The organism is Proteus genomosp. 6, assembly GCF_040139785.1.
GTDB lineage: Bacteria > Pseudomonadota > Gammaproteobacteria > Enterobacterales > Enterobacteriaceae > Proteus.
In genome coordinates this window covers 42450-58499 of record NZ_JBEEVJ010000005.1, presented here as the reverse complement: position 1 = coordinate 58499, position 16050 = coordinate 42450, and the positions used below count along the sequence as shown (strand labels likewise).

At 39.1% G+C, this 16050-nt stretch carries 12 protein-coding genes; 5 read left to right on the top strand and 7 right to left on the bottom strand.

Annotation, left to right across the window (positions count from 1 at the left end; genetic code table 11):
• Positions 1 to 13 precede the first annotated feature (13 nt).
• From oppB to nirB, 6 genes are all read right to left on the bottom strand, one after another.
• Complete coding sequence (oppB, locus tag ABN212_RS07875) at positions 14 to 934, bottom strand: oligopeptide ABC transporter permease OppB (protein ID WP_349443088.1); 921 nt, start codon at positions 932 to 934, stop codon at positions 14 to 16.
• 79 nt (positions 935 to 1013) lie between these two features.
• Positions 1014 to 2651 (bottom strand): oligopeptide ABC transporter substrate-binding protein OppA, encoded by a 1638-nt coding sequence (oppA, locus tag ABN212_RS07870; RefSeq protein ID WP_109372137.1) that lies wholly within the window; start codon positions 2649 to 2651, stop codon positions 1014 to 1016.
• Between the two features lie 271 nt (positions 2652 to 2922).
• The gene (locus ABN212_RS07865) at positions 2923 to 4560 is read right to left on the bottom strand and encodes an ABC transporter substrate-binding protein (protein ID WP_198632185.1); all 1638 of its coding nucleotides are present in this window, start codon (positions 4558 to 4560) and stop codon (positions 2923 to 2925) included.
• A gap of 651 nt (positions 4561 to 5211) precedes the next feature.
• A complete protein-coding gene (cysG, locus tag ABN212_RS07860) occupies positions 5212 to 6594 on the bottom strand; it encodes a siroheme synthase CysG (protein ID WP_349443087.1) in 1383 nt (460 codons plus the stop codon).
• Between the two features lie 14 nt (positions 6595 to 6608).
• Positions 6609 to 6953, bottom strand: a complete 345-nt coding sequence (gene nirD / locus ABN212_RS07855) for a nitrite reductase small subunit NirD (protein ID WP_349443086.1) — start codon at positions 6951 to 6953, stop codon at positions 6609 to 6611.
• Positions 6950 to 9496 carry a nitrite reductase large subunit NirB gene (gene nirB / locus ABN212_RS07850; protein ID WP_198619933.1) on the bottom strand — a complete coding sequence of 849 codons (2547 nt, stop codon included), beginning with the start codon at positions 9494 to 9496 and terminating at the stop codon, positions 6950 to 6952. The genes nirD and nirB overlap by 4 nt, the downstream gene beginning before the upstream one ends.
• Positions 9497 to 9824: 328 nt before the next feature.
• On the opposite strand from nirB, the gene ABN212_RS07845 reads away from it, so the two are divergent.
• From ABN212_RS07845 to ABN212_RS07825, 5 genes are all read left to right on the top strand, one after another.
• Positions 9825 to 11390, top strand: a complete 1566-nt coding sequence (locus tag ABN212_RS07845; protein ID WP_349443085.1) for an ABC transporter substrate-binding protein — start codon at positions 9825 to 9827, stop codon at positions 11388 to 11390.
• Positions 11391 to 11466: 76 nt separating this feature from the next.
• Positions 11467 to 12510 carry an ABC transporter permease gene (locus ABN212_RS07840; protein ID WP_196532557.1) on the top strand — a complete coding sequence of 348 codons (1044 nt, stop codon included), beginning with the start codon at positions 11467 to 11469 and terminating at the stop codon, positions 12508 to 12510.
• The gene (locus ABN212_RS07835) at positions 12510 to 13340 is read left to right on the top strand and encodes an ABC transporter permease (RefSeq protein WP_100160281.1); all 831 of its coding nucleotides are present in this window, start codon (positions 12510 to 12512) and stop codon (positions 13338 to 13340) included. The genes ABN212_RS07840 and ABN212_RS07835 overlap by 1 nt, the downstream gene beginning before the upstream one ends.
• Complete coding sequence (locus ABN212_RS07830; protein WP_198619931.1) at positions 13333 to 14169, top strand: ABC transporter ATP-binding protein; 837 nt, start codon at positions 13333 to 13335, stop codon at positions 14167 to 14169. The genes ABN212_RS07835 and ABN212_RS07830 overlap by 8 nt, the downstream gene beginning before the upstream one ends.
• Positions 14156 to 14872 (top strand): ABC transporter ATP-binding protein, encoded by a 717-nt coding sequence (locus ABN212_RS07825; RefSeq protein WP_349443134.1) that lies wholly within the window; start codon positions 14156 to 14158, stop codon positions 14870 to 14872. The genes ABN212_RS07830 and ABN212_RS07825 overlap by 14 nt, the downstream gene beginning before the upstream one ends.
• An 84-nt stretch (positions 14873 to 14956) precedes the next feature.
• On the opposite strand, the gene ABN212_RS07820 is transcribed toward ABN212_RS07825, so the two are convergent.
• Positions 14957 to 15601: a YchE family NAAT transporter gene (locus tag ABN212_RS07820; protein ID WP_109372118.1), complete on the bottom strand. Its 645-nt coding sequence runs from the start codon at positions 15599 to 15601 to the stop codon at positions 14957 to 14959.
• Positions 15602 to 16050 lie beyond the last annotated feature (449 nt).

Here is a 16050-nt window from a genome sequence, read left to right as displayed (position 1 = left end):
GCTCCAGTATCTATTAGTAACGAATTTTCGGATCAATAACGGCATATAAAATATCGACAATCGCATTAAAGAAAATTGTTAATGCACCTACGATAATGGTTAAGCTTAATACCAATGAGTAATCTCGGTTTAAAGCACCATTAACGAATAATTGTCCGATACCTGGCAATCCAAAGATGGTTTCAATAACCATTGAGCCCGTAATAATACCGACGAATGCAGGCCCCATATAAGAGATAACAGGTAGCAACGCAGGTTTTAAAGCATGACGCAGCACAATTCTTTTCATCGGCAAGCCTTTCGCTTTTGCCGTTCTGATAAAGTTTGAGTGTAATACTTCAATCATTGAACTACGGGTAATACGCGAGATACTGGCAATATAAGAAAGCGACAGTGCAATCATTGGTAGCAACATATATTGCACCGCACCGCCATTCCAGCCACCAGCTGGTAGCCACCTTAAGGTAATGGCAAAAATAAGTACAAACAGTGGTGCAACAACGAAACTCGGTATTACAACTCCCGTCATGGCAAAAGTCATGACGGTATAATCCCATTTGGTGTTTTGATTCAGTGCGGCTATCACGCCTGCCCCCACACCTAAAATCACGGCAAAAATAAATGCCGACAGCCCTAATTTAGCTGAAACAGGGAATGCTTTACCGACTAAGGTGTTTACACTGTAGTCTTTATATTTAAAAGAAGGCCCTAAATCCCCTTTCGACAATTGAATTAAATAATCGAAGTATTGTTTATAAATGGGATCATTTAAGTGATATTTCGCTTCAATATTTGCCATGACCTCTGGTGGAAGTTTCCTTTCCCCTGTAAAAGGGCTACCAGGTGCTAAGCGCATCATAAAAAACGAAATTGTTATTAGAATAAATAGAGTCGGTATCGCTTCTAAAAAGCGACGAAAAATAAATTTGAGCATTGCCCGTTCCTATAACACAAACCTATTCAGGCGTGACGATAAAAAGACCTTGCCTTAAAAAAGACAAGGTCTCGCCCGATTACTTAGCAATAATGTACAAGTCTTTAGTATGTAAATTATCTAATGGATCTTTACCTGAATAACCACCCACATAAGGTTTAACTAAACGGGTGTTTACATAGTAGTAAAGTGGAACAATGGCCGAATCTTTATCTAATACGCCTTCAGCTTTTTGATAAATAGCGGCACGTTCGTCATCAGATTTCACACGTAAAGATTCTTTGATCAATGCGTCAAACTCTGTGTTTTTATAGTGAACAGTATTATTACTGCTGTAAGACAGCATCATGTTCAGGAATGAAGAAGGTTCGTTATAATCTGCACACCAGCCCGCACGCGCAACATCATAAGTTCCTTGGTGACGTGTATCTAAGAACGTTTTCCACTCTTGGTTTTCAAGAGACACATCTGCACCTAAGTTTTTCTTCCAAATTGAAGAAGCAGCAATTGCCACTTTTTTATGAAGATCTGAAGTATTGTACAGAAGCTTAAATTTCAGTGGGTTTGCTTTGTTATAGCCCGCCTCTTCTAACAATTGACGTGCTTTCTCATTGCGCTGTTCTTGTGTCCAAGTCGCAAACCATTCTGGTTTACTCTCTTTAATTCCGTCTGTAAATGGCGGAGTAAAACCGTAAGCGGGAATATCACCTTGGTTTTTCACTTTATAAGTGATGATATCTCTGTCCATTGACAGTTTCAGCGCTTCACGAACACGAGGATCATTAAACGGTGCTTTCTCATTATTAATTTCATAATAATAAGTACATAAATATGGGCTTATACGCAATTCATCTGGGATCTCTTTTTTCAGTTTTTGGAAAAGTTCGATCGGTAAATTGCTATATGTCATGTCGATTTCACCCGCACGATAGCGGTTTACGTCAGTGACTTCTGATGAGATAGGTAAGAACGTAACTTTATCAATAACAGTATTTTTGTTATCCCAATAAGTTGGGCTACGTTCTAAAACAATACGTTCGTTGACGGTCCAGTCTTTTAAATTATAAGCGCCGTTGCCGACGAAGTTAGCAGGTTGTGTCCATTTTTCACCAAATTTTTCAATTACTTTTTGGTTAACTGGCGACATGGAGGAGTGAGCTAATAATTTTGGTAAATAAGGCACTGCTTCAGATAAAGTGATTTCTAATGTGTTGTTATCTAATGCCTTAACACCTAATTCTGTGGCTTTTTTCTTACCTGCAATAATATCGTCAATATTCACGATATGCGCATATTGCAGATAGCTTTCATAAGGAGATGCAGTATTAGGATCCGCTAAACGTTGCCAGCTATAAACGAAATCTTGTGCTGTAACAGGTTCACCATTTGACCATTTAGCGCCTTCACGAATTTTGAATGTCCAAACAGTAAAATCTTTATTTTCCCAGCTGGTTGCAGAGCCAGGTAAAATTTCCCCATTTGGACCAACAATAGTAACGCCTTCGAAAAGATCACGCGCTAATGCAGACTCAGGTACACCTTCGATTTTATGAGGATCAAGTGATTGTGGTTCAGAGCCATTATTACGTACGAGCACTTGTTTTTCAGCTAATTTTACCCCGTCTGGAACAACAGCGGCATTAGCCGTTAGCGCTGACAATCCAAAGATTGCGCTTATTGCAATCGCCAACGCACTCTTTTTAGTTAAATTACTCATCTTATAAAATACTCCCAGTTAGTGAGCTGGTTGTTAGACAACCATTCTGTGATGTTCAGTTGTGTTTTAGAACGGTTTACACAACTTATTGTTTTTACAAAAAAATAAATCAATCTTGCTTATTTGCTATCAGTGCTTAATTGCCTGATAGCATTATAATTTTTTATGCCGCTATCTTTTTTGTGTAGCTTTTTATTGGTTAACTACTTTTTAAGTCACTTTTAATAATTCAAATCACACATAACTATAGAATATCGATAATTTACCAGTTTTAGTTATCTGCCTTTATAAAATAGCGCTTTAAGTCCGTATAATCAAAGGGGTCTTTGCCTGTAAATCCACCTACTTTTGGACTAACTAATCTAACACTGACTCGATAATAGACAGGTACTATCGCGGAGTCCTTGTCTAGCAAGGCTTCAGCGCGCTGATAGAGTTGATGGCGAGCCCCTTTATCAACAGCAATTGAGGCATTATTTAATGCATCATCGTAATCATTATTTTCATAAAAAACGGTATTCAGGCTACTTGTGGAAAGAAACGAGTTTAAAAACGAGGTAGGTTCATTGTAATCTGCACACCATGTTGCTCTCGCGACTTGATAATTCCCTTGGTTACGGTTTTCTAATGCCGTTTTCCACTCTTGGTTTTGCAACGTCACATTGGCACCAATACTTTTTTTCCACATTGATGCGGCCGCTATTGCCTGCTGTTTATTTTGATCTGACGTATTGTAGAGCAAGGTAAAAGTCAGAGGATTTTGACCATCAAACCCCGCTTCTTTTAATAATTCACGCGCCCTTTCATTACGTTGCTGTTGTGTCCAATAAGCCCATTTAGGCGGTTTAAAATTACCATTGCCAATAAAAGAGGGAGTAAAAGAATAAGCCGGTATTTGTCCTTGTCCCATTATTTTTTCAGCAATGACTTCTCTATCAAGAGTCAATTTCACGGCTTCTCGAACACGAGGATCATCAAAAGGGGCTTTTTTATTATTTAATTCATAATAGAAAGTACATAAATATGGTGTGACATGTAAATTCTCTGGCTGCTCTTGCTTCATTTTTCTATAAAGAACAGGAGGAATAGCGCTATTAGTGATATCTATTTCACCGCTACGGTAGCGATTTATATCACTGGTTTCTGAACTAATTGGTAAAAATGTGGCTTGCTCAATAATGGTGTTTTTATTATCCCAATAAAGTGGATTTCGTTTTAAAGTCACCTTTTCATTCACCACCCAATTTTCAATAACATAAGCACCATTACCGACAAAGTTTTCAGGACGAGTCCAATTCACGCCATATTTTTCAACAATCTCTTTTTTAACTGGCTTTAACGGAGTGTGGCTGACCATATCGACTAAATAAGGGATTGGCTTGGTTAAATTGACTTGCAAAGTGTGAGCGTCTATCGCTTTCACACCTAATGTTTCAGGGGATTTTTTGCCACTAAGAATATCTGCAACATTTTCAACATAAGCATATTCGAGATAACTGGCATAAGGCGATCCTGTTTTAGGATCTACTACTCGACGCCAGCTATAAACAAAGTCTTCAGCTGTAACTGGTGTGCCATCACTCCACTTTGCGTCTTCTCGCAAATAGAATGTCCACACCTTGTTATCATTAGTTTCCCAGCGTTGTGCAACGCCAGGCATGCTTTCACCATTAGGTCCAACGTAGGTCAGCCCCTCTAATAAATTTAAAATAATATTAGTTTCTGGTGCGCCTTCTACTTTGTGCGGATCAAGTGATGAAACTTCAGTACCGTTATTAATCACAATATTCTGTTGTTTTGCCAGAATAGTACCTTCAGGAAGAGTGACGGCATGAGAAAAAAAGGAGGTTAATACAAGTGACATAATACTGAGTGGAAACACTGTTTTTAACGTAACTTTATTTTTCATGGGTACCTCTCCTAATAAACAATAATTTATAGCGGGGTCGCTCAATTAACGATATGTATCGTTGTTAAATTTTGATTGTAATATTTGTGGCTCTCAAACGTTTAAAGATATTAATAAGATAAAAATGATACCAACACTCTTCTTTTTTACACTTATCGTAAATTTTGTCAATTAATGCGGTATTCTTATCACTTAACTTTATTGAGCCCTCTAGAGTTCTATCCTGAGAAAATAAAAAATATATATCGAGAGAAGCAAAACAACAAATAAACATTAAATTAACATCATGCAAGTTTTATAGATAGAAAACCTACTTAGCTCACAAAATTAATATAATTAGGATGGGTTTTATCCGACTTGCAGAACTTTATGATGCTTTGTTTGTAAAGAGTTTCTCTTTGAAATTAATTAAAAATAACAATAAATTCATCTTTAGACTGAATAACGATTCTAGTCTAAACATATTTATAGATTATTAAATATTCAATTTTATTATTTGTTTTTAATTTTTAATCTAAATGTTTAATTGAAATGTAATTAAACAATTTTTCATTTATATTTCTATGTGTTAGATAAAAAAACCTCTTTAATATACATATCGAATATTAAAGAGGTTTTTAATTTTAAAATGATATCATCAATTCTTTTCAGCTATTTAGCCGATTTGGATTGAAACCATTGTAGCTTCTCATTCAGTGTGACAACCTCCCCCACAATAATCAGTGCAGGGCTTTCCATTGTTTCTGCCATCTCTGCCAGTTGGCGTAATTGACCAACAATCACTTTTTGTGTGGTTAAAGTGCCCTTTTCAATAATCGCAATCGGCATGGTTGCGCGCATATTTTGGCTAAGTAGCATTTGCTGAATATAACGGGCTTTACTTAATCCCATATAAAAGACTAACGTTTGGTTTTCTTGTGCAATACATTGCCATTCAGCCTCGTTTAATCCTTTGCCATGCCCAGTAATAAAGCGGACACTTTGTGCATAATCTCGATGCGTTAAAGGAATACCCGCATATGTTGTACAGCCTGAAGCCGCGGTAATACCGGGGATCACTGAAAAGGGAATATGATGTTCAATCAAGGCTTCTAGCTCTTCGCTACCTCGACCAAAAATAAAGGGATCACCTCCTTTTAATCTCACCACCCGTTTTCCTGCTACGGCTTCTTTGATTAAAATTTGATTGATTTCATCTTGAGGAACACAATGAAAACCCGCTTGCTTACCAACATAAATACGCTGTGCATCTCTGCGGACTAATGCCATTACCTCATCAGATACTAATCTATCGTAAACCACCACATCAGCTTGTTGACACTGCTGTAACCCTTTAATAGTCATTAGCCCAGCATCACCCGGCCCTGCTCCGACTAAAACAACACTGCCTTGAGGTTGCTGATTTTCAGATAATAGCGCGCTAATACGTTGCTCAATATCGCCGTCTCTTTGTGCTTCAATTTCAGCTTGTAATGATTTATCTGCAAAAAATTGCTCCCAGAAATAACGTCTTGCACTTATGGATGAAAAACGGTGTTTTACTTCTTCTCTTAATTTTCCCGCAAGTTTCGCTAATGCACCGAGATAATTTGGGAGTAGTTGCTCAATTTTTTCTCGCAAAATACGCGCTAGCACAGGGGCTTTTCCGCCCGATGAAATAGCCACCACAATAGGAGAACGATCGATAACAGAAGGCATAATAAAGCTGGCTTGTTCTGGTGAATCAACCACATTACAAAATATCTGTTTCTCTGTCGCGGATTGAAAAACCTGTTGATTCACTTGCTCACTATCTGTTGCCGCAATAACAAGCCACTTACTTGATAGATGATCCGCAGTAAATACACCAGTGATGCAGTTTAATTTTTGCTCAGAATGCCACTGTATAAACTGCTCTGTAAACGAAGGTGCGATAACAGAAATAATAGCACCCGCCTCCATAAGCAATCGGGCTTTACGTTCAGCAATCTCACCCCCTCCCACTAATAAACAAGGTTTATCTTTGAGCTGACAGAATATTGGAAAGTAATCCATATTCATTCCCCTATTTATTGAGATAATTCATTACGGCTACGTACGCTGACAGTATTGCCTTCAACCTTGACGTCAAAATGGGTGATCGAGAAACTCTCATCTTCAAGGCAAAAACCATCCGTTAAACGAAAATGCTGTTTTTTCAGCGGACTGACGATATACAACTCATTTTCATGTTCAGCGATCAGCCCTCGAGATAAAACACTCGAATGTGCAAAGGGATCTATATTGCTTAACGCATATAAACGTGCATCAGAATAAGGGCGAAATATGGCAACGTGATCTTGTTCCACCAGCGCACAAACACCTGTTCCTGGCGTAATGTCATCTAATTGGCAAACAGCTATCCATTGGCTCATGATTGCGCCTCCTCAGTGATCATTTTGATATCAATACGTTCATGTAAACGTGCGGGACGGTGTTGAAAACGTTCTTTTACCGTTTGTACAGTCGGATCAGGCATTGGATTATTAATAAAGTGGGCAAAACGTTTTAATGCTTTTGGAGAATCAACTGTTTCTTTCCATTCACAAGCGACACGTTCTTGTAAGGCTTTCAGTTCTTTTTCTAACTGTGCATTTAAGCCTAATTTGTCGTTAATAATGACATCACGTAAATATTCAATACCGCCTTCTAAATTATCTAGCCACACTGAAGTGCGTTGCAGTTTATCGGCGGTGCGAATATAAAACATCATAAAACGGTCGATATAATGTACTAAAGTTTCTTCATCGAGATCAGATGCAAAGAGATCACCATGGCGTGGTTTCATACCGCCATTTCCACCAAAATAGAGGTTCCAACCTTTATCTGTGGCGATAATCCCCACATCTTTTCCTTGCGCTTCAGAACATTCACGGGTGCAACCTGAGACACCAAATTTCATCTTATGAGGTGTTCTAATGCCTTTATAGCGATGCTCTAACGCAACCCCCAAACCGACACTATCACCGACGCCAAAACGACACCAACTGCTGCCCACACACGTTTTTACCATGCGCAGTGCTTTCGCATAGGCATGACCTGTTTCAAAACCCGCAGCAATCAGTTTTTCCCAAATAGCGGGTAAATCCTGTTTATGCGCACCGAACATCGCCATGCGTTGCGAGCCAGTAATTTTGGTATATAGATTATATTCTTGAGCAATTTGCCCAATAGCAATAATGCCTGCGGGTGTAATTTCACCACCTGGAGAGCGAGGAATAATGGAATAAGTCCCATCTTTTTGCATATTCGCAAGGAAGTTATCATTAGTATCTTGCAGAGCAACTAAATCATCACGCAAGATATAATCGTTCCAACATGAAGCAAGCAATGAACCCACTGTTGGTTTACATATTTCACAGCCATAACCTTGACCATGTTTTTTCAACAATTCATCAAAACTTTTCAGCCCTTCTACGCGAATAAGATGATAAAGCTCTTGGCGAGAATAGTGAAAATGCTCACAAAGATGGTGATTAACTTCGATACCTTGTTTTGCTAATTCTGCATTTAAAACTTGAGTCACCAATGGAATACAGCCACCACACCCTGTGCCCGCTTTGGTTTCTGCCTTAATAGCAGCGACTGTATGACATCCTCGTTCAATTGCTTGAATAATGTCGCCTTTTGTCACATCAAAACAAGAGCAGATTTGTGCAGTTTCAGGCAAGGAATCAACACCAATTGCTGGCTTACTTCCTGCATGTGCAGGCAAAATTAAGGAGTCTGGATGCTCTGGTAATTCAATAGTGTTCAGTGATAGTTGCAAAAGATTGCCATAATCTTCTGTATCGCCTACTAATACTGCGCCTAGTAGGTATTTGTTATCTTCACTGACAATCAGGCGTTTATAAATTTCTTTGCCTTCATCGAGATAAATATAACTACGACACCCTTCTTGACGACCGTGAGCATCACCGATACCGCCCACATCAACACCAAGAAGTTTTAATTTTGCGCTTAAATCGGCGCCTTGGAATACAGAGTGATGACCTAATAGATTATCAACCGCTACTTGCGCCATTTTGTAGCCCGGTGCAACTAAGCCGAACGTTTTATTTTGCCAAGATGCACATTCACCAATGGCGTAAATATCAGGATCGGTTGTTTGGCAATAATCATTAATAACAATACCGCCTCTTGGTGCGATATCTAAATCACATTGGCGAGCTAATTTATCTTTTGGGCGAATACCTGTGGAGAACACAATAAAGTCAACTTCAAGAGAAGTACCATCTGCAAATTGCAGTGTCTTACGTGCGCTTTCTCCCGTCGATAATATTTCTTGTGTATTTTTAGACGTATGCACTTTTACACCCATACGCTCTATTTTTCGCTTAAGTTGCTCACCACCTAATGCATCAAGCTGTTCTGCCATTAATGTTGGTGCAAACTCGATAACGTGAGTTTCAATACCCAAACTTTTTAGCGCACCAGCGGCTTCTAAACCTAAAAGTCCTCCACCAATCACCGCCCCTTTACGACTAATACGTGCGCAAGATTCGATTGCATTTAAATCTTCAATAGTCCGATAGACAAAGCAATCTGATGAGTTATTTCCCTTAATTGGAGGAACCCATGGATAAGAGCCCGTTGCCATCACTAACTTATCGTAACTAACACAACGCCCCGTATTAGTGTGTACCACTTTTTCGTCACGATTAATGGTAATAACACGCTCACCAATTAATACTTCTATTTGGTGTTTTTCGTAATAGCCTTGTTTAACTAAAGAGAGTTCTTCTGCGGTGTGATGGGAGAAATAAGAGGAGAGATGGACTCTATCATATGCAACGCGAGGTTCTTCACAAAAGACGACAATATTAAATTCTTCATTGCCACCTTTATCAATCAACTCTTCGATATAACGGTGCCCCACCATACCATTACCGATGATTGCGAGTGTTTTCTTGCTCATTTTTGCCTCAGATTTAAAGATTTCTAAGGCTAAAATACGAAACTACTCATAAGGGATATTGATGAATATCAAATACAGCTTAATCAATTCAGCTACTACAACTTAATAGTCAATGGGTTACTACTAAAGGAGTATTTCATCATCCTATTCTTGCGGTTAATTATTCTTCTACCATAATTAATTTTAGCCACTTATAACGAAGAGTTATATGTAAGCGTAATTAAAACTTTGCGCATTGGTCACGTTTTGCCTAAGTTAATTTCACAAAGTAATAACTAATAAGTTATTGACATAACGACTTTAGCTACACCGTTTCAGGGAGCGTCTCATGAAAGCAAAATTATTATCATTATTCGTTGTGGGTGCCCTTTCCGTACCGGCATTTGCAGCAACACCTGCTAATACATTAATTGTGGTACAAGGGCTTGATGATATTGTCAGCCTTGATCCTGCTGAAAGTAATGAGTTATCGAGTATTCAGACTGTACCGAGTTTATACCAACGTATTGTTCAACCTAATCGTGATAATCCAGAAATTAATGAACCCATTTTAGTTGAAAGTTGGCAAGCAAATCCTGAACAAAAAACAATCGTATTTAAAATTAAACCCAACGCAAAATTTGCATCGGGCAACGCTGTGCGTCCTGAAGATATTATCTTCTCTTATCAGCGTGCGATCACCATGAATAAATCACCTGCCTTTATTCTAAATGTCTTGGGTTGGAAAACAGATAACATCAATTCGTTGCTAAAAAAAATCAGTGATAACGAATTGGAAGTACGCTGGACTGCCGATGTCAGCCCTGATGTTGTGCTAAATATCCTTTCAACCCCGATTGCTTCTATTGTTGATGAAAAGCTGGTTTCTGCTCATGTTAAAAATAATGACTTTGGTAATAGCTGGCTAAAAATGAATTCAGCAGGAAGTGGTGCATACAAAATGCGCGCTTATCAACCGCGTCAAGCCATTGTGTTAGAAGCTAACCCACTTTCGCCAACTGGCGCGCCTAAAATGGCAAATATTATTATTAAAAACGTGCCTGATCCCGCATCTCGTCGCTTACTAATTGAAAAAGGCGATGCAGATATTGCACGCGAATTAGGCACAGACCAGACTGCTGCATTAGCAGGCAAAGCAGGGATCAAAATTTTAGATATCCCTTCTGCTGAACAAGTGTATATGGTGTTTAATACTGCCAGTGGAAATCCTGCACTGAGTAACCCTGCTTTTTGGGAAGCTTCGCGCTATTTAATTGACTACAAAGGTATTACTGAAGACTTAATGCGTGGTCAGTATTTTATTCACCAAAGTTTTTTACCTGTAGGTTTACCGGGCGCATTAAAAGATAATCCATTTACGTTTGATCCAGAAAAAGCCAAAGCAATTTTAGCTAAAGCAGGCATTACCAATGCACGCTTTACGTTAGATGTAGAAAATAAAGTCCCTTACATCACTGTGGCGCAATCCATTCAAGCAAGTTTTGCTCAAGCAGGTGTACAAGTTGATTTATTACCTGCTGCGGGTAGCCAAGTGTATAGTCGTGTGCGCGCTAAACAACATCAAGCAGCGATCCGCTTTTGGATCCCTGATTATTTTGATGCTCACTCAAATGCCAGTGCCTTTGCTTATAATGACGGACAATCCAACACTGTTGCTTGGTTAAATGGCTGGAAAATTCCTGAATTAAGTCAGCAAACATTGGCAGCACTTAATGAAGCGGACAAAACAAAACGTCAATCGCTCTATACTGAAATGCAAAAAGAGTTACAACGTAGCTCACCTTATGTGTTTATCGACCAAGGTAAAAACCAAATCGTCATGCGCGATAACGTCAAAGGTTATGCACAAGGTCTAAATGCAGATATGGTCTATTATGACAAAGTAACTAAGTAATATTTTTTCTGAAACCATCCACAGTCATGTTACTGTGGATGGTCTATTTTTTGTCATTTCACTAGGCTATTGCTGTATGAATACTGCTATGACGTTACCTTTTCGTCTAAAAGGTCAGTTAATTACCTTTGCTCAAGGAATATTGACACTGGTGCTGACTCTTTTAGGGCTTCTTGTCATCACTTTTACGCTTTCTGCACTTTCCCCCGTCGACCCTGTTTTACAAATTGTCGGTGATCACGCAAGCCTCGAAACCTACAACCAAGTAAAACATGAGTTAGGGCTGGATTTACCTATCTACATGCAGTTTTTTCACTATGTGGAAGCACTGCTGCAAGGACATTTAGGTACCGCGACATCAACAGGCCAGCCTGTTCTTGATGATTTGTTAGCGACTTTCCCCGCGACATTGGAATTAGCAACTGTTGCATTACTGATTGGTGCCAGTCTCGGAATTTTATTCGGCGTTTTATGTGCGCGATTTGTGGGAACTCCCCTCGATTTTATTTTGCGAATTCTGACGTTATTAGGTAGTTCAGTCCCTATTTTCTGGCTAGGTTTGATTTTGTTATTGATCTTCTACGCCACATTGCAATGGACTGCTGGTCCCGGACGATTAGACGATATCTATCAATTCACCATTGAACCCATAACGGGTTTTGCATTAATTGATACATTATTAGCTGGCGATAAAGATGCTTTTTTTAATGCGTTATCGCACCTTATTTTACCAGTTTCTCTATTAGCGTATTTTGCCTTAGCTTCTATCACTCGCTTAACTCGCTCAGCCTGCTTAAACGAGATGAATAAAGAGTATGTCACGTTAGCAAGAGCAAAAGGTATTGGCGAGTTGCGTATTCTTTTTTATCACGTACTGCCTAATATTCGTGGTGTTTTAATGACTATTATCGCCCTGTCTTACACTGGCATGTTAGAAGGTGCCGTATTGACAGAAACGGTCTTTTCTTGGCCAGGAATTGGGCGATATCTCACAACAGCGCTTTTTGCGGGTGATACCACAGCCATTATGGGCGGTACTTTAATTATCGGTTTATGCTTTGTCTTTATTAATAATATGACCGATATCGTTATTCGTTTGACTGATCCGAGGCTCCGCTAATGTCATCCTCATTTTTAAGAAAAATAGCGCGTTCGCCTTCCGCATTTATCGGTTTATCGTTGCTCATTTTACTGTTAATTATTGCGATTTTTGCACCTTGGCTAGCCCCTTATGATCCAAATTGGCAACATGCAGCCCAACGTTTATTAGCGCCCAATGCTGAACATTGGTTAGGCACAGATAATTATGGGCGCGATATTCTTTCTCGCCTTATCTATGGTACTCGCCCCATGCTAGGCTTAGTGGGACTGGTGGCGCTTATTACGTTACCTTTAGGATTATTGATTGGGATTTTATCTGGATATTACGGTGGTTGGACTGAACGTATTTTAATGCGCTTCACCGATATTGTGATGTCAATGCCTTCCCTTATTCTCGCTTTCGCTTTTGTCGCAATGTTAGGCCCTGGCCTACTCAATGGTGCATTAGCACTGGCTTTAACTGCATGGCCAGCTTATGCGCGACAATCGCGCAGTGAAATTCAACATTTACGCAATAGTGATTATCTTGCTGCAGCTGAAATGATGGGAATTAAGGGTATCCGACTGTTATGGGGACATATTTTACCCCTGTGTTTACCTTCAGCCATTGTTCGTTTAGCGCTGAACTTAGCGGTGATTATCCTCGCGGCAGCAGGATTGGGTTTTCTGGGATTAGGTGCTCGCCCACCGATGGCGGAATGGGGAGCAATGATCGCAGAAGGCATGCCTGTTATTTTTGATCAATGGTGGGTTGCCGCTATTCCGGGTACAGCAATTTTAATCAGCAGTCTGGCATTTAATTTATTGGGTGATGGATTACGCGATGTATTGGGAGATACCCATGAATAAAACACCATTAATTGAAGTAAATAACCTCTGTATTGATTTCCCAAAGGCAAGAGTGGTCAATAATGTCTCTTTCACTTTAGGGCAAGAGCGTTTGGCAGTTGTTGGCGAATCAGGCTCAGGCAAGTCAATGACCGCTCGTGCATTAATGGGATTAGTTCGTCAGCCGGGAAAAGTCAGCGCAGATAAACTAAGCTTGCAAGGAAGTAATCTATTGGATTTCTCGTCTCGCCAATGGAATAACATTCGAGGTAATACAATTTCAATGGTACTACAAGATCCTCGTTACGCCTTAAATCCTGTAAAAACCATTTATCAACAAGTAGAAGAAACCGTAAAACAGCATCAAAAACTTTCGCGCCAAGATAGACGCCAACTTATCATCGATACACTGCTGTCTGTTGGTTTACCTGAACAGAATATTTATCGCTATCCCGGTGAATTATCAGGTGGTATGGGGCAACGAGCAATGATAGCTATTGCGCTAATTAATAACCCTACTATTTTAATTGCCGATGAACCGACATCGGCACTTGATGCTCAGCTTCGCCATCAAATCCTTGAACTGATCACCACACAGTGTGAACAACGTAATATGGGCTTATTGCTAATTAGCCATGACTTGCCCCTTGTTGCCGAATATTGCGAACGTGTCATGGTGATGTACCAAGGCGAACAAGTCGATGAACTTAGTGCCAAAGACTTACCTACCGCCACGCATCCTTATACACGTACACTTTGGACATGTAGACCCAATGCAAGCACTTATGGCACTCAATTGCCCGTATTAGATAGAATGCTTAATTTCAAGGGAATACATCATGCTAATTGATATTCATGATTTACATGTTCAATTTGAGCAAGGTAAACAAGCCAAGCACGTTGTAAAAGGAATTAATTTACATGTTCAACAAGGTGAAACCTTTAGCTTAATAGGTCGTTCTGGCTGTGGAAAGTCGACTGTTTTACGTGTAATTGCTGGGTTATTGCCCCATTGGCAAGGTAATATATCGCTTTTAGGGCAAACTATTAAACCTCGACAACGTTTTCAAGGGACATTACGCCGTAATATACAAATGGTATTTCAAGATCCCTACGCCTCTTTACACCCTCAACACCGTATTGAACGGGCGTTTTCTGAGCCTTTAAAAATCCATCAAATTCCTTTTGACAAAGATACGATTGAGCAAGCATTAGCCCAAGTTGGTTTGCCTGCGGATGTAACAAGTCGTTATCCTCATCAACTTTCTGGTGGACAGCGCCAACGTGTCGCTATTGCGAGAGCCCTTTTATTACAACCTCAATTATTACTTTTAGACGAGCCAACTTCAGCACTAGATATGTCAGTACAAGCCGAGATCTTAAACCTGCTTAACACACTGAAAAAACAGCATCATATGACATATTTATTAGTAAGCCATGATGCCGATGTGATTGCTCATATGTCTGATAGAGCCGCACTCATGGAAAATGGTGAGTTAACACAACATTATGATCGAAAAGCTTTATCAAAAGGGATACATCGCCTTGATTGAAATAAAAGAAAAACAGATGTGAAGAAAGGAGCAGAGCAGTATTTGAGTGATTCATACTGCTCTTTTAATAGCACTGCGCTGTGTTTACACTAATAAGCCCGGGAAAATAGAACGTAATCCGGTCACAATAAATTCAATACCTAACGACATTAATAATAAGCCCATTATACGAGTAACGACGTTAATGCCTGTTTGCCCTAAATATTTCACTAATAATGTTGCACTACGGAAAAGTAACCAACAACAGAATGCAAAAAAGATACTGGTTGCGGCTAATCCTAAAAAGTTAGTAAAGCCTTCCCAGCGAGAGCTCCACACAATACAAGAACTGATTGCTCCAGGCCCTGCCATTAATGGTAATGCTAAAGGTACAACTGCAACACTATTACGTACTGCGGATTCGTTTCGTTCTTGATTGTTTTGTTTATCTTCCCCTAAACGCCCATTTATCATTGTCATTGCAATAGTAACAATCAGTATTCCCCCTGCTATACGAAACGAGTCGATAGAAATACCAAAAATACTCAGTATAGAATCACCGATTAACAGAGAAGAAACTAAAATAATTGCAACGGAGCCATTCGCAATTAAGTTTGTTTTGTTACGCCCTGCATCAGTTTGATAACTCGTCATACTGATAAAGACAGGCAAAATACCAATTGGGTTTACAATCGCAAAAAGACCGACAAAAAATTTAATATAACCGGATAAATCCAGCAGTGACCCCATGAAAAGCCCCTTCTTGGCTAATAAACATGCGAATTATTCTATAAAAGATAGAGTAACTCCAAAAAATGCGCGTTACTTTAAATCAATAAACCAGTTAATTCTATTAGTTAACAAGTTTTTACCTAAAATATTCTCTTGTAAACTGATCAAAACCTAGTGGTTTAATTTTATATCGAAATAGAGTATACGACAAAAAAATCGTTGAATATTTATTTCATATAAGAATCATTCTCATAAATAGCCTTGCTGAAAGGTGTCAGCTTGCTAATTTTGTGACATACATCACGTTAATTAATTAGAAAGATGGTAAGCTGTTACCATTCGAAGAAAGAGGGTTACTTCGAAAATATATTTACCTTTATTATTGTTTTTTTTAAGTTTTTTAAGCAAATTATGCCCTCTTATAATTATTACTGAAATAAGCACATTATCATCTATCTAAGCTATTC